This window comes from Kineosporia sp. NBRC 101731 (assembly GCF_030269305.1).
Taxonomy (GTDB): Bacteria; Actinomycetota; Actinomycetes; order Actinomycetales; family Kineosporiaceae; genus Kineosporia.
This window is the reverse complement of record NZ_BSTC01000009.1, coordinates 1-25,635: the sequence shown is the minus strand read 5'-3', so window position 1 is coordinate 25,635 and position 25,635 is coordinate 1. Positions and strand designations below refer to the sequence as shown.

The window sequence follows — 25,635 nt, the reverse complement described above, 5'->3', positions numbered from 1 at the left end:
CGGCGGGCGGCGGGAGCTGGATCGGCGTGTCCTGCGCCGGCATCCGCACGACCTCGTCGTTGAACTTCGCCCAGACCCGGCCCGAGCCGACGGTGCTGTCCAGCGGAGGGGCGTCCGCGCCGACGTCCTGCAGAACCACCTTGAGCCGGGCCGCGGCCAGGAACTCGGTGTTCCCGATCATGCCCTTCACATTGCGCGAGAACTCCGTACCCGAACCGTAGACCGGCTCCAGATTCTCCTGCTCGTTGATCTTCAGGTTCAGCGGCGCGCCGGTCGCCCGCAGGGCCCGGCCGGGCCCGAGCGCCACCGCATCGGTGAAACCGAAGTTCCCCGACCGCTGCGTCGTCAGACCGGACGTCTGATCGGCCTGCGACGTCGCGTACTTCACGTCGTACGCGATCTGCTTGTCCTCGGTGGTCTCGAACCCGTCCGCCTTCTTCAGCGGCACCCCACCGATGAAGTCCAGAGCCAGACGCACGTCGTACGAGCGGTTCCCGATCTGCACCCGGCCCGGCAGCGGGGCACCGCCCTGCATCATCAAGGTGGCGTCCCCGACCGACAGCCCGTCGTTCAGCAGCCGCTCCACCTCGGCGAGCTGTGACGGCGTCAGCGACTGGTTGAAGTCGCGGGTGAACTTCTTCGCCACGTCGTCCGGACGGGTGAAACCATCGGTCTCCAGGATCTTTCCGCTGCCGAGGTTGCCCTCCAGGGCGAAGGACGGCAGCACCGGGCGCCGCCGCGGGTTGATCTCCTGCCCCTCGGCCCGGTCCACGCCGTCCCAGCGGTCCAGGACGGTCCTGGCGGCCTTCTCGGCGCCCTCCCGGTAGGCGTCCAGCACGGACGACGCGTAGTTCTCCAGGACCGTCCGCTGTTCCGGGGTGACACCGGGAACGTTCACGGCCCGCCCTGCCGCCATCATCACCGGACCGGTCACCCGGTTACCGGCGAACCACGCGGCACCCCCGATCTTCCGGGTGATCCCGTCCAGTTCGGCGTCCCAGTCGCGCGGCGGGGTGGACGTCTCGGTGTCCGGCCCGTCCGGCTCGCCGGGTCGGGACGACGACTCCACCTGGATCTCGTCGGGCGATGTTTCGGTCGGGTCCGGCTCGGCAGGACGATCGCTGCGGCGCAGGGCCTCCAGAGCCGTCTGCCGGGCACGCTGCACCGCCTGCGGATCCGGAGCCGGCAGCGGGAGATCCACCGGCCCGCGCCGGTCGGTGAGGTCTGTGTCGGTCGTGTCCCGGCTGGTGTCACTACCGGTCTCACTGGCGTCGTCGTCACCGTCGTCGGAATCACCGGAGTCGTCGGCGTCTTCGGAGCCACTGGGATCGTTGGGGTCGTCGGGGTCCTCGGGAGCCACAATCTGCTCCTGGTCGTCCCGCCTCTCCCGGCCGTCCTCGTCGCTACGGACGACCTCCTCACCGGAGATCTCCTGGCTGTCCCGGGTCACGGTCTCGTCACCGGTCACGGTCTCGTCCCGGGTCACCGTCTCGTCCCGGGTCACGGTCTCGTCCCGGGTCACCGTCTCGTCCCGGGTCACCGTCTCGTCCCGGGTCACCGACTCGTCCCGGGACTCGACGGTGCGGGTCTCCTCCTCGCCCAGCCGCTCCGGCGGCCCGAGCCGGACCTCCACCTCGTCCCGGTCGTCGAGATCGTCGAGGTCGTCCCGGTCACCGGTCTCGTCGACGTCGCTGAGACCGTCCTCGCTGTCCCCCACTACGAAGAGGTCGGAGTCCTCGGGAAGGCGACCGCGATCGTCCCCCAACGGGTTCCGCGGGACCGGCGGAAGAGCGTTCAGGCCGTCAAGAGTGAACTCCTCGTGCATCGTCGGTTCCCGGCGGACGTCCCGGGCCCACGCACCCGACGAACCCGGCACCTCGCCGCGGCCACCCAGATTCCCGATCTCGTCCAGATCACCCAGATCACTGCGGATCTCGTCATCGTCAATCAGGCTGCCGAGCTCGTCCTGATCGAGCACCTCCTGATCCGAGGTCTCGTCGAGGTCCTCATCCGACTCGGGTCGGCGCCCACGACGGCCGCCGCGCGAGTCATCCCGTCGGTCGCCCTCCTCGTCACCCCGGTCCCGATCACGTTCCCGGTCCTCGTCGCCGCCGTCACCCTCACGATCCCGATCGTCGCCCTGGTCCCGTTCCTGGTCCCGTTCCTGGTCCCGTTCCTGATCCCGTTCCTGGTCCTGGTCCTGCTCCCGTTCCTGGTCCCGTTCCTGATCCCGTTCCTGGTCCTGCTCCTGCTCGCTACCCGAATCGCTGTCGCTGTCGCTGTCGACGGTCTCCTCCACGCCGATGGCCCCGGCCGGACGGGAGTCCGGGATCGGCGGCGTGTAGCGCACGTGCTGGTCACGGGCCGCTGCAGAACCCATGGCCTCCAGAGCCTCGGCGAAGTCCGGGCCCACGTCACGGGGCGCTGTTCCGTTGCGCGGGGTGTACCACTGGAAGGTGGCCGCCATCGGGCGGCCACCGGCAGCCGGGGCGACGGGTCCGCCGGCCATCGGGTTCGGCCGGGGCGTGACGACCCGCATCCAGGCGGCGGGTTCGACCGGCTCGGTCAGGTCGATGACGATGCTCTCGGTGCCGTCCGAGGAATCGTCGACCTCCTGCTGACGCACGAGGGTCAGGGCGCCGGTGTCCGCGGTCAGAGCCGCGTGATCCGCCCCGTCCTCCGAATCCTGCTCGGACGAATCCGCCGGTGAGTCGTCGTCGGAGTCGTCACCGATGACGAAGATGTCGCTGTCGTCCGGGAGCGGGGCCGCCTCGGGAGCGGGGGTCTCCGGCGCCGGCAGCCGGTCGGGGGTGGCCGAGGGCGGCGGCGGGATGAGCACCAGCTCGCCGGTCGGGACGAGCACCTCGACCCCCGCGATGTCGCGGACCTGTTGCGGGAAGGACATGTTCGCGGGGAGCCCGGCGGAGTCACCGATACCGTCGATCATCAGCATCAGCCCGCGCTGACCCCAGCCCGGCTGCTCACTCAGGTAGCGCACGAACTCGTCGGGGCCGACCAGCTTGCGCTGGGTGCCCGAACCGATCTCGACCTGGTTCGTCAGCGCGTCGTAGCGCCCGGTGACGGACATCAGGCCGGGAACCTCGGGCGTCGCGTTGCCGATCCGGATCGACTCGGGCGTCGAGTCCAGCGAGATGCCCGACCGGGTGGGTGTGCTCGTGACTCCCGGGAAGTTGGTCGGAGGTTCGGGGTTCGCGTTCGGGCCGAGCCGGTAGACCTTGGTCAGCTCACCGTCGTCCCCCCGCTCCTGCCCGGTCTCGATCAGTCCGAGGGCAACCGCCTGCTCCTCGCTGAACAACACGTAACCGCCGTTGGCGATGGCGGTCTGCTCCGGGGTGCCCACCTGCTGCTCACCGTTCCAGGCCAGCCACTGGGAGGTCTGGGTCTGGCTGACCGTGTGCACGGTGGTCGCGCGGAAGAAGAAGCCCTGGATGTCGAGCTCGGTGGTCTCCTCCACGACACGCCCGGAGTTGGCGGTGCGGCCCTGCGCCGAGACGTTGGCCTTGCCCGAAGCAGGCTGCAGCGAGAGCGAGTTCGCCTCACCCAGACGGATCAGGTCCTCGTTGGCCTGCGGGCGCAGGAACGTGTAGATGTACGGCAGCACGCCGCCCTGCCCGCTGGAGACCTCGCCGGCAACACCCTGTTCCCGCTCCTGGCCGGTCTCGGACGTGTGCTCGGTACCGATCGCGATCGGCTTGATGGTTCCGGGCCGGTCGCCCGCCGGGTTGACCGAGACCAGGTCGGCCAGGTCGAGCTTGAGGTTCTGCTTCTTGACGGTGTCGGTGATCCAGCCACGCTCGGGCTCGCCCGGAAGCTCCAGACCCTTGTCGCTGTACATCGCCGGGGCGTTGGCCGAAACCCCTTCCTCGCTGCTGATCAGGTGCAGGCGCTGGTCCACCGGCATACCCTGCGGGGTGCTCGCGTTGCCGTTCGGCGAACCGCCACTGAGGTTCCCGCGCAGGAACGAGGGCAGGAACTTGCTGCCGGCCAGCCAGGTCTGTTCCGGGATGTTCCCCTGCAGGTCGAGCACGTTGGTGACCGTGTTCGTGCGGTAGGGGTTGCGGGAGACGGTCGCCGGCGTCCGGGTGGCGAAATCCATCGGGGTGCGCAGCGTCACGATGTCCGGTGACGTGCCGTAGTAGGTCCACGAGTCCAGCGACAACCGTCCCCGACCGCCGGTCAGCGAGTCGAAGCCCTGCCCCACCTCGTACGTGACCTGGAGCTCCACGCGCCACGCCATCGGGTGCTCGGTCTCGAGCGACTTCTTGTTCTTGGGCTTGATCCGGAAGTTTTCCTTGTGGGACTCGTTCTGGGACAGCGACTGTCCCTCTTCACGGGTGCGGCCGTAGCTACCGCCCGGCCCGATCCGGTGACGTACGTCGGTGGTGTTCGACTCGGTGAAACCGCCACCGGTGGACGACGACGTGCCGCTTCCGCTGCCGGAGTCGTGCCGGGAACCGTGCTGCATGAAGTTATCCAGCGCGACGGCGACCTCCTTGCCGTCATGGCGCGCCGGACTCCGGGTCTGGGTGAGTTTCACCTGCACCGTCTGGCGGAGCGTCGGGGTCGGGATGTTCCCGATGTTCGTCACGTTCCGCGTCATCGTGAGCACGATGCCCGCACCGTCGGCCGTGCCGAACCGGGCCCGCACGGCCCGGGGGCCGAGACCGTTCTCCAGCGTGACCATCGGCCCGGTCGGCACGTCGCGCCAGCGCGGGTCGGTGTATCCGGCGATGTTGTGCCTGGCCAGCAGATCCTTGACCAGTTCCAGCGGCTTGCCCGGATCGCCGAACCCGACCACCTCGGACAGGCCGAGAATGTGCCCGTCGTTGACGAACGACGCGGGCCGCAGCGGCGGTTCCGGAGCCGGGTCGTCGCTGTGCACCGACTGGATCTCGAAGTCGTCCGTGGCCGTGTCGGTCTCGGGATCCGGTGCGGGCGTGTCCGGCTCGATCACCTCGTCCTCGTCGCCGACCTCCTCCAACCGGTTGATCGGGGTGCCGCTCGCGTCGAAGAGTTCGGCGTCCCGGTGCGGGGCGGGCGTGGATCCGGGGGCCGGGTCGCTCGATCCGGGAGTACTGGAGGACGTCGTGGCCGGTGCCGGGGGCACCTTCGGCAGATCGAGCGCGGTGGCGTTGGTCTCGCCGAAGAGGAACTGGGAACCGCGCTCGATGATCAGGTACTGCGGGGTCTCGACCAGACGCATCTGCCCGCCGCCGAACTGCACCCACTGATACCCGGTGATCTCCACCATCAGATCGGTCTCGTACAACCGGTGCGGATCCGCGTCACGACCCGTACGCCGCACCGCACCACCGATGTTGTCGCTCTGTGACCACTCCGAACGGCCACCACCACGACGCTGCCCACTCGGAGCCATCGTCACGTTCGACACCGGACTACCCTCCGGCGGCGACTTCCGCCAGATCGCCCCCAGACCGACCCCCCACTCGCCGGCCACCGCCTGCTTGCCCTGGTAGTCCAGACGCACGGACGACTCGTTCACGTCGTCCGACGTACCGGCACTGGTCTCCAGGAGCGCCTGCGCATCGGTGTTGCGCAGGTAGAACTTCATCCGGCCCGCGCTGTGATCGTCCCAGAACACACCCGGGTCGACCATTTCCGACAGTGGCAGGCCGGTCCGGTCGAGCAGGAGCTCCAGGTTGCCCTGCGTCGACTCCGGCGCGGAGCCCGACTCGGCCACCTGCAGACGCTGATCCACCGTGCCGGTCGTACCCAGGTGGTTGAGGATCGCCGTCTCGATGGCCCGGGTGCCGAGGGTGCTGACCGGGATCACCTGGTTCGCGAGGCCACCGAACCGGATGGCATCGCCCTTGAAGGCGTCGATCTCGGCCTGGGTGGGGTTCGGGTTGACCCGGCCCAGACTCGCGACGTCCCGGACGGGGGTCTTGGCCAGCATCTCCTCGGCCACCGCGAACCGGACCTTCGCATCGCCGATGCGCACCGCGTCCGCCGGCATCTGCACCCCGGCGCCCGGCGTCACCGGATTGTTGTCCACGCTGACGCCGACCAGGTACGAGGTGTTGAACGTCAGCTGCTGCACCCGGCTCTTGGTGAACTTCCACCGCCGGTTCGACTTGATCGCCTGACCACCCGTCGAAACCATCTGCCGGTTGTGCGAAGCACTACCACTCACCACCGGCGTCATCGCACGCCAGAAACCCTTACCGAAACGCGGCCACAGGAAAGGAATGTCCAGTGATGCGCGAGTGACCGCACCCAGCGTCTGCTTGACGTCGAGCTTCGAGCCGTTCTTCCACGACACGTCGATGGTGCCGTTGTTCTCGTCGGACTGCAGCGTGCTCCCGGTGAACCGGCCGAGCGTGGGATCAACGGCCACCCGCACCGTCTTCCCACCCAGCGACAGCGTCAGCGGCAGGCGCGTCGGCAGACCTCGCTGGAACCTCGTCAGCAGGGCATTCGCCGAGTAGACCTGGTTCACCTGACGCCAGAACGAGTTCCGTTCCACGACGGTGGCCTGGGCGAGCTCCTGGCCGAGCTTGCGCCGGATCTGGCGCTCGATCTCCGGCATCACCTTCTCGGCCCCCGGCACCAGGTCGGCGCCACCGTGACCGACCGCCTCACCCGCCACCAGACCGGAGGGCAGGTATCGCCGGTCGCCCTTGCTGTCGCGAATCTCGATCCGGGCGTTGAACTCACGGGTGGCGAGGGCGTCGACGTCGAGCTCGGGAACGCCCCGGGTCCCACCCCCGACGGGCGGACCCATCGTCATGTCGATCGGTGTGTCCGGCTGCACCGGAGGAACGTCCGTGCGCCAGGTCGTCACCTGCCGGTCGTCGCCCTCCCGATCGGGGGGAGCCGCCTCGTCCTGCTGGTCCTGCTGGCCGTCCCGCCCGTCGCCCTGGATGCCGGCGTCGGTGTCCGCATCACTCTCGGTCTGCGTATCGGACGAGGAATCGGACGAGGAATCGGTCGAGGCATCGGCCGGGGTGTCGGTGAGCGTGCCGCCCGGCGGGACCGGGCTTGTCGGCCGTCCGGCCAATTCGCGCGGGCTGGCCACGAGCTCCTCGAACTTCGCGGCCTCACCCTCGGGAATCCAGACGTACTGCGTGATGTCGCCCCGCACCGGACGTCGGCCACCGGGACCGTTCGTGCCACCGTCGGGAATCGGGTCCGTGGTGTCCAGCGCAACCTGCGCCGGCATCCGCACCTGGTACAGACGCGCCGGTCCGGTGTACTCCAGCACCGACTTGAAGCCGGCGTTGTTACCGCTGGAGGTAGAGATCGGCTTGGTCCGGCCCAGACTCAGCGGCGTGAACGAGAGTGTGGCCGAAGAGTAGGTGCCCAGGCCGCTCGTGTCGGAGTTCTCGTGGTCCATCTCCATCGTGCCCTGCCAGCCCAGGCTGCCGTCGGCCGTCGACGAGATACCCCGCTTGGCCTCCTGCTTCACCGACGAACCGGCATCCTGCCGCAACGTCGTCTTCGGCACCGAAAGCACCTGCTGCACATGACTGATACCGGCCGTCATCTCCAGCGACAGACCCTTGAACGCCGGCATCACGTTCGACAGGAACTTCCCGCCGATCACCGAACCTGCGTTGAGTTGCAGGTTCTCGCCGTGCAGGAAGTCTTCCAGCTGCTGCTGCGTGTCCGGGTCGACCTCGCCGAGCCGACCGCGCAGAGCCGCGGACAGCTCGTCGGCACGCATCGACTCGACGGTGTGGAACACATCGATCAACGGTGAACGGATACTCTCGCCCGGACGAGGCCTCCCCGGAACCACCGGCTGGTCCGCACCCGGCACCGAGATCACCGGATAGACCTTGGCCACCTCGGGTTTCGGTCCTTCGAGCACAGGTGCCGGCTGATCCTGACCGTCCTGGACCGGCCGCTGCCCCTGGTCGTCCCGGTTCGCGTCGTCCCGGTTCGCGTCGTCCCCGTCGATGCTGTCGTTCCCGGCCGGGGGCGGCATCTGGATCGGGGTGTCCTCCGCCGGCATGCGGACGACCTCGTCGTTGAACTTCGCCCAGATCCGGCCCGAGCCGACGGTCCTGTCCATGGGCGGGGTGTCCGCACCGATGTCCTGCAGAACCACCTTGAGCCGGGCCGCCGCCAGGAACTCGGTGTTCCCGATCATGCCCTTCACATTGCGCGAGAACTCCGTACCAGAACCGTAGACCGGCTCCAGATTCTCCTGCTCGTTCATCTTCAGGTTCAGCGGCGCGCCGGTCGCCCGCAGAACCCGGTTGGGCCCCAGAGCAACAGCATCGGTGAAACCGAAGTTCCCCGACCGCTGCGTCGTCAGACCGGAACTCTGATCGGCCTGCGACGTCGCGTACTTCACGTCGTACGCGATCTGCTTGTCCTCGGTGGTCTCGAACCCGTCTGCCTTCTTCAGCGGCACCCCACCGACGAGGTCCAGGGCCAGACGCACGTCGTACGAACGGTTCCCGATTCGCACCGGACCGGGCAGGGACACACCGCCCTGCATCATCCGGGTCGCGTCCTTCTGAGAGAGGCCGTTCTCCAGAAGTGTCTCCACCGCGGACACCTGTGACGGCGTCAGCGCCTGCCCGAGGTCGCGGGAGAACTTGGCCGCCACATCGTCGGGCCGGGTGAAATTCCCGGTCTCCATGATCTTGCCGCTGCCGAGGTTGCCCTCCAGCGCGAAGGACGGCAGCACCGGACGCCGCCGCGGGTTGACTTCCTGCCCCTCGGCCCGGTCCACGCCGTCCCAGCGGTCCAGGAAGTCCTTGGCCGCCTTCTCGGCGCCGTCGCGGTAAGCATCCAGCACGGAAGAGGCATAGTCGCTCAGCGCGGTCTTCTCGCCGGCGGTCAGCCCGGGGATGTCGGACGCGCGGCCCGCAGCCATCAGTACCGGTCCGGTCACCCGGTTGCCGGCTGTCAGGGCAGCGGCCCTGATCTGCTGGGTGATCGTGTCGAGCGTGGTGTTCCAGTTGCTCCCGGCCGGGGGCTGGAACCGCCGCAGGGCGGTTCGCGCCTCCTGCCGGGCCCGGGTGATCGCCGCCGGGTCGGGCGTCGGTAGCGGCAGATCCACCGGTCCGCGCGGCACCACGACCGGATCGCCGGCCTCGCTGTCACCCGCATCGTCCGTACTGTTCGTGTCGTCCGTGTCCCGGCCGTCGTCGGAGTCACCGGCGTCGGAGTCACCGGCGTCGGAGTCACCGGCGTCGGAGTCACCGGCGTCGGAGTCACCGGCGTCGGAGTCGCTGGAGTCGGAGTCGCTGGAGTCGGAGTCGCTGGAGTCGCCCGGATCGTTCGGGTCGGGCGCGGTCCCGGTGACCGCCTCCTCGTCGGGTTCCTCTGTCTCCTCAATGGTTTCGAGCGTCTCGTCGCCGCGGTGATCGCGAAACGTCGTCAGCTGGTGGGTCTCGGCGTCGCCGTCCAGCCCCGGGCCGTCGTCGGGCGGGGCAGAGGACGATCCGCCCGCCTGCGGCGCACTGCCGAAGTTGGGGTTACCCGCCACCAGACCGATCTGGTGCAGGCCCAGACCGCTGAGCATGCCGGCGCCACTCACCATCAGGGCCCGGAGCAAGGGCGCGGGGATGTCGTCGGGAGTCGCACCCGCCGGAGCATGATTCATGAGAATGGTCGTCAGCACCGGCACGACCTCTTGGCGGACCACGTTGTCGCCGCCGTCCCGGGGGAGCCTGCGTGCCATGTCCTCGGTGTACTGCCGGAACGGGCCGATCTCGGCGGCCGGCCGGCTCGCGGCGAAGGCCCGCGCCTCGGAGAGCTTTTGGCTCCACCAGGCGTCGAAGGGCTTTTCACCGTTGCGTCGGTCCCGGGGGCCGCGGTAGTTCGCCAGGTCGGAACTCACCAGCGCCCCGTACAGCCCGGGGGCGAACCGCTCCATATCCATGACGACGGCCGGCTGGTAGGGAGTGGGCTTCGGTAGGGAGGCCGCCCGCTCGTGCCGCTCGCGTTCGTCCCGCCTCTCCCGCTCGTCCCGGTCCCGCTCGTCCCGGTCCCGCTCGTCCCGGTTTCGCTCGTCCCGGTTCCGCTCCTGCGGGTCCCTCCGCGAGTCCGGGCTCTGCCGATCCTGGCTTCGCCTCCCCTGCCCCTCGTCCTGGCCGTTGCCCTGGCCTTGGTCGCCCTGGTCGCCCTGGTCGTCCCGGTCATCCCGGTCCGGCTGCTCCGGCTGGTCACGGGCCGGTGTGGAGCCCTGGGGTGCCTCGTCATCGGAGTCATCGCGGCGGTCGCGAGTCTCGGTCCGGCCGGGGCCATCGCCGGAATCCGACTCGCTGTCAGACCCCTCGCCGTCCGTCTCGTCCTCGGGATCCGGCTCGCCCTCGGAATCCGGCTGCCCGGTCTCCTGCTGCTGTTCCGGCCGGGGCGACCGCTCGGGTCCACCAGCGGGCCCGGGCCGTGCCGACGAAGGACGAGCAGCCGACTGCTCCCCCTCAGACTCAGACTCGCTGCTTCCGGACTCGCCGTCCTCGTCGTCGGAATTGTTCCGCCGGGCTTCATCGCCCGCCGCGGCCACTTGCGCCGGGGCGCCAACCGGCAACTGCGGCGGCGTTGACGAGGGACGCACCTCGTCACCGGTCGGTTCGGCTTCGCTCTCCTTGGTCTCCGAAAGGTCCTGCGGACCGCGGTCCGCCGGCTCCGTCACGCTCCCCGGATCCGGCGTCGTTTCCACCTGGGACGTCCCGGCCGGTGCGAGTACCGGCGTGGTGACCTGCGGCGCCGGCCCGGTGATGGGGGCCTGTTCCAGAGCATTGTCCGGATCACTGTCGGGGTCGCGTTCGGGATCGAGCTCAGGATCGGGTTCCGGCTGCGCCGCCGGTGCGGGACTCTCGTCGGACCGGACCACGGAATCGGCTGTGCCCTGCGATGTCTCACCGGCTGTGGACGGCGTGAGCGTCGGCGCAGCGACAGTCGGCTGCGACGGGGCCGTCGGCTGCTGCCCGGTTCCGGCCAGGGACGACGGCAAGGGCTCGAACGGGCTGACGTCACTGCCCTCGTCGCTCCGGGACGCTCCCCGCAAGGACGGGACGCTTCCGGCCCGGGGCAGACCCGACGGTGTGAACGACACCTGGCCCACCGGACGCGGCGTCGAGCCACGCACGACGCCACTGCCGTCGGTGGCGACCGAAGCCCGGCTGTCCGGCCGTGAGCCCAGCCCGGTCAGGGCCGGGCTGCGCCGAGGTGGCGGGTTCGCCGTGAGATTGCTGGTGAGGTTCCGGTCTGTGACATCCAGCTCATCGTCCGCGTCGTTCTCGGAATCGTCGTCGGAGCCGTTCTCCACCTCATCGTCAGAATCCTCGCGGCTGTCCTCCTCCGGCAGTGCCCCGTCCTCAGGCCGCGTCACCTGCCCAGAACGCGTGTCGTCCCCAGGCCGAGTCTCCTCCCCGGAACGTGTCACGCCCTCAGAACGCGTTTCGTCGGGAAGGGTCTCCGGCTGGGTCTGCGGAGCCGGTGCCGACTCGGCATCAAGCTGGGTGCCCGACAGAGACGGCCGAACCGGCGGCACGTCTTGGGCCCGGGTCTGCCCGGACACGGAATGCGAGCCGGCCGTGGGAGCGGGCTCGACGTCCTGTTCTGGACCGGGCGCGACCTCGCCCTCGGAGTCCGACGCGGAATCCGGCTCCGCGTCCGTCGTCCCGGGGACGCCCTCACGCTGCCGTTCGGCCTCGGTCCTCGACCCCGTTCCCAGAGCCGGCGTCGGCTCAGGCCGGTTCTCGACCTCAGGCTCGACCTCAGACTCGACGTCGGACTTCCGCTCGGGCTTGATCTCGGGCGTCGGTTCGGGGTCGGCCTCGGGCTTCCGCTCCGGTTCGACCTGCGGGCTCAGTTCCGGCTGCCGTTCGGGCCCGCCCTCGGGTGTCGTACTCCCCGGGTCCGGTCGGGTACCCGTCTCCGAAGCCGGAGGCGTTGCCGTGCGACGGGTTTCGCTGGGAGCGAGAGCATCCTGACGTACCGGTTCCCCGCCCGGCCGGCTGAGGTCGTCGACCGCCACGTCGTCCGTCGCCCACGATCCGCGACCGGCCGGGGACGAACCCGTCGTCCCCTGGCCCCGGGTCGGGTCAGGACGCGCCGGCGGCACCTCTCGGTCGGCACCGACCGTGTCGCCCGGCCGGCCGGACTCCGCCTCGGAGTCGTCGGACAGATCGGCCTCGGAGTCTGAGGGATCCGATCCGATGACGAATTCCGGTTCCTGATAACGATTTTCACTGTCTCGGGGAGCACGACGACGCATCGGCGGGGCCTCGGTCCCGGAGAGATCGGACTCTTCCGACTCCGAGAGTTCCGCCTCGTCCGGCGCCGTCCTGTCCCGGTCGCGTCCCCGGTCCGGCTTCTGGTCACGGTTCTGTACCTGTTCCCGGTCACCTTCCGGCTCAGCCTTCTGATCGCGCTCCTGGTCCCCGTCCTGACGCTGGTCCTGACGCTGGTCCTGACGCTGCCCCTGGTCGCCCTCGTCGTCCGTGACGTCGTACAGGTCATCGAAGCCGGGGCGCCGTTGTTCCTGCTGCTGTCCGGGGTCTTCGCCGGGACGGGAGTTGCCGGTGTCGACCGTCGCCCCGTCCCGCACCGGGCTCCAGTACATCGCCGGTTCGGGATTGCGCAGACCGACCGGGTCCTCGGTCCGGGCACCCTGCAGGTGCCACGGAACCTGGCCGGTGAGCACCAGATCCAGGTCGGGGCCGAAGGTCAGCGGGTCGCCGCCCTCCTTCGGGTACAGCGTGATCTCGCCGTCCGTGTCCGACGCCGGGCCGGAATCACCCGGCCGCACCGCCCGGATCTGCTGGTCCTGGCGCCAGGAGTCGGGCGTGCCCAGGACGTCACTACCGGTCGCGGTGCGCAGGGCCCCGGCGAAGGCCGGGTCGAGGCCACCCATCATCAGCAGGATCGGGCGCGGACCACTGCCGGTACCCGGGGTGAACCGATCCGTGGTCCGGCCCAGCCGCTCGGCCAGCTGTTCCGCGGTCAGGGCCTCCCGGATGACCGTCCCGTTCACGTTCGACGTGAGCAGGACCCGCCCGGGCCCACCGTTCGGATCCGGGGCGTAGTCGCCGATCACCGGCTGCCAGTCGCCCCAGCTGGGCATCGAGTAGGCCGCGCTCAGCCGGGCCTGCTCGGCCAGGTGCTGGTTCTGGCCGGCCACGGTCCGCAGGTCGGGCGGGGTCACGGTCAGGTTCGGCAGGTAGTGACCGTTGTTCGCCGTCGGGATGCCACGCTCGGGGTGCAGCAGACGATCGGAGACGACCTTCTCGACGCCTACGAGCACCTCGGCCGAATCCGGCATCAGGAAGGCCTGGATCGAGCCCTTCTGGCCGTACCGGACGAACCGGCCCTCTTGCACCGAGCCGAACTCCTGCAGGTCCAGCCGGCCGACCGGCACCCGCATGAAGGGGGCCGTACGGCGGAAGGAGTCCGGGACCGGCAGCCGCTCGTTGACGGTCTGGATCGTGTCCTTGCCGTGGTCGCCACCGGCGCCGGCCCCGAAGGTGAACGAGGTGAGCGGGTTTCCGGCCATCGGGGTGCTGACGGTGCCGCCCAGGTTGCCGGCCAGGTTGTCGCCGAAGATCTTCACGTCGGCCTGCTCGCGCATACCGACGGTCTCGGCCAGGGAGGAGGCGGGAATCCAGTCCAGCGGCTTGGGATCGTAGAAGCGGGATGTCACCTTGAGCGTGGTCAGTCCGTCGGTCAGGACCCCGCTGCCGCGACTGAAGGGCGGGTAGGTGTGCCCGGCGCCCAGCGTCAGGTGCGTGCTGCTGAGTACCTGGGCCGGTGTGGTGGTGAGCGAGTATGCCTCACGGGCGGCGCTGGTCCTCGCCATCGGCCCGCCCTGCTGACCGATACTGCTCGCGTCCAGCGCGTTCAGCGTCTGATCGTGCATCGAGCGCAGGGCCGGCTTGCTGATACCCAGGTGGATCACCGAGCGGTCCAGCGCCTCGCCCGGGGTGACGTGCAGTTCGTCCAGACCGTGGCCCTGCAGAATCTGTGAGGCGCCGAGCTGTCGGCCGGAGGCATCGGTGGTGGGCACCGGGACAGCGATCGCGCCGGGCTTGCCGCCCGGGCTGCGGAGCACGGCCTCGGGCACGGACACGGTCTCGGGCACGTAGACGTTCTCGGTCACCGAGGTGGCCGACCTCGATCCCGGCCCCAGCGTGGAATGAGCCAGGTTCAGGCCCTTCTCGCCGACCGGGCCGAGCACCTGCATCGGCCTGGAGGGATCGTAGTTGCGGTGGGCCGTCACCGAGATCCGGTACATACCGTTGTAGTGGTGCACCGGCCCGCCCAGTCGCACCACGTCCCGCAGACGGTGCACCCGGCCCCGGTGGCGCACGTCCGCGGTGTACGGGTTGTTGCTCAGTCCACCCGAAACACTTCCGCCGGTCGTGCCCTTCAGGACCGGGAAGCCCTGGTAGGTGCCTCCGGCCGAGGTCGACCGAACGGTGAACGTGACCGTGCGGTCGGTGTCCCTCTGGGTGTTGAGCTTGTAGGTGTACTGGTCGGCGTCCTCGGTGAAGTCGTAGAGGTAACTACCGTCCGCGCCGATCAGGCCCGCGTCCACCCAGGCCTGGTCGATCTCACCGGGCGGGATCTCCTCGGCCCGGATCTCCAGGGTCACGTCGTCGACGCCACCGGCCGTGCTGCGGCTCTGGTGCAGGAACAGGCCCGGGCCCGCCATCGTGGCGCGGTGGCCGAGCAGCGACCCGTCGTCGAGCATTGCACTCAGACTGACCGGGACACCGGTGTTCCCGATCTCGCCGCGGCGGTTGTCGCCGATGTGGAACTCGACGTCGGGCAGGTCGGGATCGATCTGCCGCAGCACGTTCTGAACGCTCTCGGTGACCGAGTTGTACGTACCGGACCCCGGCATCGACGGGTCGTGGAACAGCGTCCCGGACAGCAGGGGGATCTCCGAGGGCGGCATCGAGATCGGGATTCCGGTGGGCTGCGGCTGAGGCAGGTCGGCCTCGGGCCGCAGCACCGAGAGACCACCCAGGACGGCCAGACGCGCACCGCCGTGCTTCGCGGCGCTCTGCCCCAACGGGTTCGCGTCCCAGCTCTCCACCTTGATGTCCCAGACCATTCCGGAACGCACCGGGACCTGGTCGCGCTTGGCCGAGTAGAGCCACTGCCCGGCGATCGGCTCGTTCGACTCCAGACGGCGGGTCTCGACGTCGTTGACACTCACACTGGTGCCGGCCGAGAAACCGCCCTTCGCCGTTCCGATGTTGTCCGCCCCGACGGCGGCGGTCTCGTTGTAGCGGTGGCGTTCCTGGGACTGCGTGGTGGGCTCGGACTCCACGATGGAGCTCTGCTGGAAAGTGCCGTGCCCCGGCTCGGTCGTCTCGGAGTACGGCCGGGCGACCATGGTGACCCGGGCATGACGGTTCGAGAGCTTTCCGGGACTGAAGTAGTGGCTGGCCGAGACCACGTCACGGTTGAACATCAGCCGCCGGATGAACTGGTCCTCGTTGATCCAGCTCTGGAGCATCGGCCCGAAGTCGGCCTCCGGGATCCCGGCGTCCACCAGCAGCTTCTTGGTGGTGGCGACGATCTCGGGCACACCGAGAACCTCGTGCGGCTGGTCGTTGCGGCGCAGGCGCCAGCCCTCCGGCACCTCGCCGTCGGTGAGGGCGGCCGGGTCGAACGGCGGCAGCACCGGCGGCATCCCCGGGCCACCCACGGTCGGCGGGATGATCTCCACGACCCGGCCCAGGTCGGGGTTCGGGGTGCCCTGGCCGCCGGGACCGGCTTCCGGGGCCAGCCCCTCCGGCACCTGGTAGCGGATGATGCTCGGGATGTTCTTGGTGTCGGATGCCGAGTACCAGTCGCGCCGACTGCTGTCGGCCGGGTTCTCCGGGGGCCGGCCCGAGCGCCGGTCGGACAGCGCCTGGGCGGCCGGGCGCCAGCCCTTGGTGCCCGCGGCGGCGACCGTCGCCCCGGTGCTGGTGTCCGGCTCGAACGTGACCTTGGTGTCGACCTGGTACGAGGTCGGGAAGGTGAACCCGCGGAACGGACCGCTCTGCAGGTATCCCTGTGAGATCCAGGAGGCGTTCCTGGCCGTCGTCTCGACCTGCTCGCGCTGCCGCCAGGTGACACCCGTGCTGCCCGGTGCCTCGCTCAGGTCGAGGCTCGGGTTGGCGGTGTCACCGATCGGTTTCGGCTTACCGCCCAGGCTGCCCGACCAGGTGCCGGAGAGGTCGTCCTGCAGCCGGTCGGTGTTCGCGAGATCGGTGTAGCCGATCGGGTAGTGGTCCATCGAGCCGTCGCCCGACTTCGTGCCCACCCAGGTGGAACCCTGGTTGGACGCGACCGCCACGTCCACCCGCAACCGGCCGCCAGGGGCATTCAGATAGGTGGTGTGGCCCACCTGGTGGCTGATCAGCTGACTACTGAACGGGAGCATCGTCTGGGTGGAGAAGTTCTGCATGATCCAGCGTTCGAGATCGTGCGCATCTCTCGGCGAGAGCCCCTGCGAGCCCAATAGTTTCGGATCCCGAACGGCGTTCTTGATCATGTTGGTGGCGTCGCCGGCCACCTGGTAGAAGGTGCCGAGGTTGTCGACGATGCCCGGCCCACGGCTCTTTCCGGCCAGGATGGCCGGGGGCGGCTGGCGGTCGGTGGCCACGTTCTGGTCCTGCGGCAGCCGGTCGGCCGGGCGCACGGTGCTGTCGTTCGTGCTGTTCTGCACGTCCCGCAGCTCCTGCTCGAAGCGCTGCACCTCCTGGTCGGTGAGCCGGACGTAACGGGTCACCTTGGTGGTGACGGGCGTCCGGGCACCGCCGGCATCCGTGCGCACCTCGGTCACCAGATCGACGTCCATGCGGTACGTGCGGGTGTCCGACTCGAAGTTGCGGTAGCGCCAGTTGCCAGCACCGAACGAGACGTTCTCCTCGCGGGTCCTCCCGCGCTGCTGACCGCCCGAGGGGGCCAGACCGGCCCGGAGCTGCGACTTGGTCGGCCAGAGCTTGACCGATTTGCCTCCTACGCGGCTGCTTCCGCCCAGGCTGCTGGTGTACCCCTTGGTCTCACCGCCCCAGAACAGACTCCGGGTGTCCTGCTGGAGCGGGGTCTTGGCCACGCCCACCGCCTGGATGGACGACACCCGGCCCTTGAGGTTCAGCCCGACCCAGCCCCCGGTGTCGTTCGTCTTCATCGTCGGCGTGGTGTACCCCGAGCCGAAGATGTCCATCCGGTGCCGGAACAGCGAGCTGTCGTCGAAGAGATCGTCGAGCTGTCGCTTGAGATCGTCGCCACCGTCGGGGAAGCGGTCGTGGATCTGCTTGACCGGATCGGTTTTCCGGCCGGTCCCGGCCTCGGCGGCCGAGATCGACTCGTCCGCGGTGAAGACCCGCCAGGTGACGTCGTGGAAGGCATCCTTCTTCGCCTGCGACGCGTTCGCCGGCAACGAGAAGAGCTCACCGAGTTCGCCCTGCTCGGGATGCGGCTCGGGCGGACCGTCGCCCGTCGTGTCATTCTGGATCTCGTCCTGGCTCTGCGGATCCGGCTGCGGGGTATCGGTCTTCACCTCCGGCGACTCGTTGTCGGCGAAGGCGAGCATCACGTCCTCCGACACCTGAACGGTCTGCGAGGTACCCGAGGCATCGGTGTACGTGATGCGCCACTGGCTCCCGTCGGGAGCGGTCGCGCCAGGGGCGGTCGCGGTGGACGGTCCGGGGGTGCCCACCGGGGCCGCGGCCGGCGAACTCGCCGGCCGGGTGCTGAAGTAGGCGAACTGGCTGTGGGCGGCTCCCGGTTCGCTGGTGAAGACACCACCCTCGTACTGCCCCTGCAACCGCTGGCCACGCACGTTCACCTTGCCGCCGAAACCGATGCTCGCGGCACGCGGCAGGGTGAAGTCGAAGCTGGTGTTGAAGTTCGCGTAGGTCGCGCCGTAGTAGTCCTGGAACAGACCCGGTGCCTGGTACTGCGGCGGGTCGACGGACTGGGTCGGCTTCGCTCCCAGCGGCAGCTTCTGCACGTCTTCGGGGCGGTGGTAAGTGGTGCTGCCCGGTTGGTGCAGCGGCCCGAGATCGAGGAACAGCCGGGCCCCGTCCCCGAGGTCGAGCCCCTGGTCGGCGAACAGGCGCCGGGCCGGGTCCCAGGCCGGCATCCGGTCCTGGTAGACGTCGGGTGTGGGCTCGGCCGTCACCTGGTTCGGCCGCGGCGCCTGGTTGATCTGCCCGAGCCTCGGGATCTCCCGCAGGATCGATGCCTTCAGGGTGGCCGGGATCTTGCCGTCGAACTGGTCCGCGGCCCGCTGCGCGACCGCGTCGAGGGACTGCACCGGGCGGCCACCGATGCTGACAGGGTGCCCGAACTCGCCCCACGGTATCTTGCGCCCGGCCCGCGACTCCACGATGACCCGGGCCGGCAGACGACGGTCGGGCTTCGGGGGCGTCCCCGTGGTCGTCTCGCCGGCGGGCGGGGGTACGGAGTGCCCGATCGGCTGCTTCCCCTTGCCCACGGGCTCGTGCTGGGACTCGAAGTCGTCCGACAGCTTGTCGAGCGCTTCCCGGGCGTCGTTCAACCGGTCGACCAGGGTCGCGTCGATACCGACACGGTCGGCCCGGCCCACCAGATCGCTCACCGAACGCTGGATCTCGTGCAGCGTTTGACGCTGGGTGGCCAGTTCCGCCGCGCTGAGCGGACCTGGTGCGCTCGTGTGTACCGTGCCGGCCGGTCCGTAGATGCTGTTGAATCGGTCGCCGAGATCGTTGAGACGCTGTTCGATGCCGGGGTGCATCTCGGTGAAGACGTCGTCGTACAACGCGGAGAGCTGGGTCTCCACCCGGTGCAGGGCTGCCTCCAGCTCACCCGGCCGGACCGGTTCACTCCGGGGCTTCCCGCTGGACAGGTCGCTGACGGCCTTCAGCGAGTCGGTCAGCTCCTGCCCACGCTGCTTCCGGCGGTCACCCGCCTCACCGGAATCCGGCGTGTCCTGGAGCAGTTCGATCGCCCGGTTGGCCTGGATCACCTTGAGCGGGAGCTGGCTGACCTCCCAGGATCGCTGCACCGCGATCCGGGCGGGCTGGTCCACCAGCCCTTGCTGCAGCGTGGCGATCGTGGTCTCGGCCTGGGAACCGGCCACCACGGCCAGCTTCTGAATCTTCTCCCGCAGGGAGAGCGAACCACCGGGCAGGACGGTGTTCGCCAGGGCCTGCAGGTGCCCCCGGGACACGGGCTGCCCCAGGAGAGGCGGCACGTTCGCCCTCAGCGTCGGGGTCGTCTCGACCAGACGGCGCAGCCGCTCGATCCCTCCCAGGTGATGCACACCGTAGCCGTCGGGGTAGAAGTAGCCGGCCAGCACGGCGTCGTTCAGCAGGTCCTGACGCCGGGCGCCGACCTGCTGGGCCAGCCGCTCGGCACCGCCCTGCGTAGTCGCGCCGAGTTCGCGCAGCCGCTGGAACGCATCCCGCTGCTCCTTGTACCACCGGGTGTCCGTGCCCGGGGTGATGCCGAGGAGGTCCTGCCCAGCACCGGGAACGTCCTTGGGCGCCAGGGGTGCCGGTGGCACGTGACGGTTCTGGGCGTCCCGGGTGACACCGTTCTGGTTCCCGCCGCCGGCCGGGTCGCGGGAGGTCCCGGCACCCGGATCCGGGCGCGTGCCAAGGGAGGACGGCTCGAGTTTCGGGTTACCGCCCGGCAAGGTCTGCGGACGCAGGCCCAGTCCCCGGATGATCTCGAGAGCGGCTCCCCTCACCTGGGAACTGATCTCGGGGGACGGCGGGTTCGCCGTCACCAGGGCCGTCATCACCGGGACGACTTCCGCCGTGACCCGGGCCCGGCTGGTCGTGGGGAGTTTACCCACGAGTTCCTGGGCCAGACGCTGCAGCTGAAGCACTTCGTCCTGCGGCCGGGTCGCGAGGAAGTCGCGCGCCTGCTGCACCTGGTCGTCCCACCAGGCATCGAACCGGTCGCCGCGGTCGTTCTGACCGTCCGGATCCCGTAGCTGCGATCGAGAGCCCAAGGCGGCATTACGCAGCGTGTCAACCAACGCGGGTGTGAACTCCCCCAGCGCGAAACCAGAATCGGGGAAAGGACTCTCCCAGACCGGCGGGGGCACCTGGCTCTGGTGGAGCAAGGTGTCACCCTGGAACGTCTGCAGGGCCTCGCCGCCCATCTCGTACACATAGGCACCCAGAGGCTCACCCGTGTAGTCATTCTCGATGAACCGCGCGTGATCCGCACCCATCCCGATGTACCGCACCCCACGGTCCATCGCCGCGCGCGTCACCTCGGCCATCGACGCATCACGCCAGTGCTGGAACATCACCTGCGGATCGTCGTGCGCGGCCAGCTCCTCGCGCACATGCTGCGGCAGAGTGGCGTCTTCCAGCGCCCGCACCCGCATCAGGTGCAGGTAGGAATTCGTGAACGCCCTTAACTGAGGCATGAATTCGCTGTCGAACCGGGGTCCGAGGTGGTTGCGGAACTGGTTGAGCCCTTGGCCCATCGCCGCCCGGGGCGGCATCGCGGCCACGAAGTCCCGCACCAGTGGCGCGTCTCGCACGGCCGCGCCGACAGCGGCCTCGAGCTGCGCCAGCACCGGCCCCGGAGCATCGGATCCGCGGCCGCTGGCCAGGTCCACCCCGTGCGCGAAGGCCAGCCGCAGTGACTCCGACCCCCGGTGTGCCCATCCACCGTTCGAGAGTTCGGCAAAGGTCGGGTCGTTCAGGAGCGGGCCCCAGCCCGACAGCGACTCCGCCAGGCGCGGGAAGATCGACTCCCCACCGTGAGCCGGGATGTCGGCGGCCGGGTTGTTCAGACCGTACATCGCCGCGATCGGGGCGTAGGTCTGCGTCACGATCCGCTGCAGGGAGGGGCTTCCCGACAGGTTGTCCACCGGGAAGATCTCGTCGGTGAATGAGGGCCACCGCGACCGGTCACCCCCGGAAACCGTGTTCAGAACATCGATCAAGGTGAGCTTTTCGTGATGCTCACCGATGATGTTGCTCTCGTCCTCCATGAACCGCGCCCAGACACCCCGGCCGTGCTCGCCCGGGAGGTTGCCCAGATGGTCGGTCTGGCCGTTCAGGTACGCACCCAGCTCGTCCGGGTTCTCGAAAAGATGGACCTGGCCGTCGCTCATCAACCGTGACAACCGCGGATCCGCACCCGCGGGATGGTTCGGCGTCATCCACTGTTCATCGACCCAGACGCCGCCCCGATCGGGGCCGCCACCCAACGGGCCGAACCCGAGCAGACCCAACCCGCCCAGTGCCCCGGCGACGGACTGTCGTACCTGCTGACGGACCACCTCGGGCACCAGGTCCGGCGTCACCCCGTCCGGCGAGTTGGCCATCAGCAGCGCCGCGATCACCGGCACCGCTTCATCGTTCACCCGTCGGCGTGAGGCGCTGTCGACCGGCACGCCCCTCAGTACTTCCTCCGCCGCAGCCACCCGGAACTGCCCGGCCCGGGGCCCCGCCGCATCCAGGAAGGCCCGGGCCTGGCCGACCTGATCGGTCCACCATCCGTCCAGCGGCCGCTGTCCGGGGTCCGGACGCGGCCCCCGCCACCCCCGCACCTGCGAGGAATCCAGCACACCGTTGAGATCGGGCGTGAACTGCGCGAGCGTGAGCGCAGGCGGAACCGCGCCGGGAACCGGCTGGTTGAGCAGATCCTGGGTCTCCTGCTCGAAGGTCTCCAGACCTTCGCCGTCCATCTCGTACACGTAAGCACCCAGAGGCTCACCCGTGTAGTCATTCTCGATGAACCGCGCGTGATCGGCGCCCATCCCGATGTACCGCACCTCACGGTCCATCGCCGCGCGCGTCACCTCAGCCATCGACGCATCACGCCAATGCTGGAACAACACCCGCGGATCGTCGTGCTCGCCCAGTTCCTCCCGCACGTTCTCCGGCAGGCTCGCATCACCCAGGGCCCGCACCTGCATCATCTGCAGATACGAACGCGTGAAATTCGCCAGCTGCGGCATGAACTGCGCATCGAACTGCGGGCCCAGACGCGCGCGGAAATCATTCAGCGCCTCGTGCAGAGGCTGACGCGGCTGAATCCCCTGAACGAACTGAAGCACCCGAGGCGCCTGACGAACGGCATTCCCGACCGCGCCCTCCTGCTGGCCCAAGGGCGATCCCGGCTGCCCGCTACCACTCCCGTTCGCCAGATCAATGGCATGCGCGAAAGCCAGCCGGATCGACTCCGACCCCCGATGCCCCCAACCCGCATCCGCCAGTGACTGGAAGGTCGGATCATTCAGATACTGCGACCAACCCGACACCGTTTCAGCCAGACGCGGATAAATCGACTCCCCACCGTGACTCGGGAAATCCACCACCGGGTTCATCAACCCGTACATCGCCGCCACCGGCGCATACGTGGAATGCACCATCTGCCGCAGCATCGGGCTGCCCGACAGATCATCCATCGGAATGAGCTCATCGGTGAACGACGGCCACTTCCCCGGATCCGGGCCGCCGACCGCATTCAGCACATCCAGCAACGTCACCCGATCATGGTTCTCACCAATGACGTTGCTCTGATCGTCCATGAACCGCACCCACGTACCCGTGCTGTGGGGACCCGGGAGATTACCCAGATGGTCGGTTCGTCCCTGAACGAAAGACCGTAGTTCGTCCGGACTCTCGAACGCATGAGCGAGACCGTCGTGCATCAGGCTCGCCACGGCGTCATTCGAGGCGAACGGATGGTTCTCCGACAGCCGGACCCCGTCGATCCACACCCCGCCCACACCCGGCGCCCCACCCGGCAGACCGATCGGGAGCAGTCCCAGCCCTCTCACCAGATCCTGGCCCTGCTGCCGCACCTGGGCGAAAACCGGTTCCGGGATCCGGTCCGGCGACGCGCCCTCCGGCGAGTTCGCCATCAACAACGAGGTGACGACCGGCACGACGTCCTGGTCCAGCCGGTGCACCCCACCGTCACGGCGCAGACCACGGACGATTTCCTGGGCCACCGTCTGGAACTGGCCTGCCCGCTCAGGCGTCTGGCTCCTCAGGAATGCCCGGGCCTCGTTCGACTGCTCCCGCAGCCAGGCATCGAAGTTGCGGGTGCGGTTGTCGCCCTTGACCTCGGGCCGGCGTCGCCCCCCGCCCATTCCCGACGATGTCAAGGTGGACGACAGAGCCGGGCCGAATGTGCCCAGGGTGAAGGTTCCTGCGGGAGAGACCGTCTCAGGAGCGCGAGGAGTCGGGACGGACTGGTCGCCGGTGATCGGTTCCGGACGATCGGCCGGCTGGTCGCCACGATCGTTCTGTCCGCGATCGTCTGCCTGATCGTCTTGCGTCGGCCGGTCGGCTCCGTCCGGTCGGAGGTCCGGCGCCGACTGGTCGGGCCGTTCCGGCCGGTTCTGCTGGTCTAGCTGGCTCTGCTGGTCCGGACGACTCTGCAGGCTCTGCTGGTTCAGTTGACCCTGCTGGTTCGGCTGGCTCGGCTCGCTCTGCTGGTCCGGCTGGCCCTGCTGGTTCGGCCGCGCGGTGCGGTCGGTCGGTGCTGTCGGGCCGTCGCCGTCGGTCGCGCCGAATGTCTGCTCACCGGTGACAGTTCCGGGAACGTCCAGACCGTCGATCGACGAACGGGGGACGTCGGTGTCGGGTGGCGAGGACGGCTGCGGGGACGTCTGGTTCGGCTGGGCGGCCGGGGCCGGACCGGCCTGCTGGGGCTGCACGACCTGAGGAATCGGCGTGGGGGTGGATCCCGTCACGCCGGGCGATGTCACCGTGGACGGAGCCGGACCGGCCTGCACCGCCCCGGAATTGCCCACCACGATCATCTGCGCGCCCGGCGGCGGCGCCTGCGGCAGAGCGCTCAGGGACTGGATCCAACCGTTGCTCGGCTGCCCGGACCCCACCGTCTCGGACGCCGGCAGATCCAGCAGCACCGCTTGTCCCTGCCAGTTCACCACGGCCAGGTTCTGCTGCGGCTGTCCCGCCGGCTGGGTGTTGATGAAGACTGTGGTGCCGTGGCCACCGTCCTGAACCGCCTGGGTGACACCACTCCAGGAATCTCCGACAGGAACCCAATGCGTCGGTGACAGCGGCGTCGCCGCGACCGTGGCCGGCGACGGCGGAGACGGCACGAACGAGGACGACGACGCCGGATACATCAGCATCTGCAACTGCTGAATGTTCACCGAGCTGTCGCTCAGGCGGACACGCTGCTCCAGCCCTCTCGCCATCTGCTCACGCTGCTCGGCGATGAATTGAGCGAACTGGTCGCGGGCCACCGAGACATTCGGCAGCGGAGCGCCACCATAGGCGGGAAGAGCGGCACCCTGGGTCTGCCGTTGGTACCAGGCGGAGTAGTCGCTGACCGACGCCCCGGCAAGACCACCCGAGCGCAGCAGATCCTGGGCATCCGCGCCCGGCTGCTGACGTGCCTCCGCCATGTACCGATCCAGACCGGCCCGCATCTGCTCCGGCGTCACCAAGGAGGCGAACGTCGCCGCGGGAGTCGGAACCGGACCTGGAAGAACCGTATTCGGCCCCGAAACCATCGACACCGGAGCCGGGCCCGAAGACACGTTCGTCAGCGGCAGCGCCGCGCCGAGCAGCGGAACCTGGCCCGGCGTCGACTGACCCGGCACGGTCTGACCCGGCACCGTCTGACCCGACGTCGACTGGCCCGGCACCGTCTGACCCGGCACCGTCTGACCCGACGTCGACTGGCCCGTCACGGTCTGAACCGGTGCGGTCTGGTCCGGCGCGGCCTGGGTCTGGTTGCCCGTCGCCCAGGAACCGGCCGAATTTGCCTGAGCAACAGACTGATCGGAAGTGACCGGGTCGGGGATCAGGGCCGGGGGAAGGGTGCTGCGAACGTTGTCCGGGATGACCCCGAACAGATCGACCGACTGATTCACCGTCGCTTTCGATCCGATGGAATCCGGGATCAGCGGTGCCGGCAGCGTGTGACGAACGGCGTCGGGGATCGTCCCGAAGAGATCGTCCGCCTGGTTCCGGGCCGCGTCCGGCGTACCGCTACGCCCCCCGGTTCCGTTCTGACCGCCCGTGCCGTTCTGACCGGTCGTGCCGTTCAGACCCACCACCGGGATGGGAAGACCAGTGTTCGTCTTTCCGTCATTCGTTTTACCAGAACCATTTTGGCCTAGGAACACCTGGTTCTGGGCAATGTTCTCCAGCGTCTGGCGCAGCGCAGTGTAATCCGTACTGCTGACCTCGCTGCCCGGCGTCGAAACACCCGAACCCGGCTCCGAGAAGACACTGTCCTGCGAACCGTTGGACACCACGGTGCTGTCGGTGTTCGTCCGGCTCGGTCCACCGAACTCCGAGTTCGACGACGTTCCGGACCCATTGACGTTGATCGTGCCGTTGACGTTGACCGTCGTCGGCCCGCCCCCCAGGCCATTGACCACCGGAGGTACCGTCACACCCGGCAGACCCGGGGGTGGAGCGACCGCACCGTTGCCGTTGCTGCCGTACCCGCCCTTGAGATCTTCCGTCTCCGGACCGGAACCATCTCCGGCAGAGGAATTTTCAGAACCATTGGGAGAGTTCGTGGTGGAGGTGCCCGAGCCCCCGCCTGTCATCTTCGTGTACCAGCCCGGTTTGTTGAAACCATTGGGCTTGTTCATCAAGGCCAGCGCGCCCAGACCCGCAGCACCCGCACCCGCCGTACCAATGGTCTCCACACCCGCCGAAGCAGCCGCCGACC

The 25,635-nt window shown here is 69.0% G+C and carries 1 protein-coding gene (only partly in view); it reads right to left on the bottom strand.

Features of this window, described 5'->3' with window-relative positions:
- Positions 1 to 25,612: the 5' portion of a hypothetical protein gene (locus tag QSK05_RS23285; RefSeq protein ID WP_285599420.1), read on the bottom strand. The gene continues 27,362 nt to the left of window position 1, outside the view; 25,612 of the gene's 52,974 nt are visible here — the first part of the coding sequence; it begins with the start codon at positions 25,610 to 25,612; the stop codon falls past the left edge of the window.
- Positions 25,613 to 25,635: the final 23 nt, after the last annotated feature.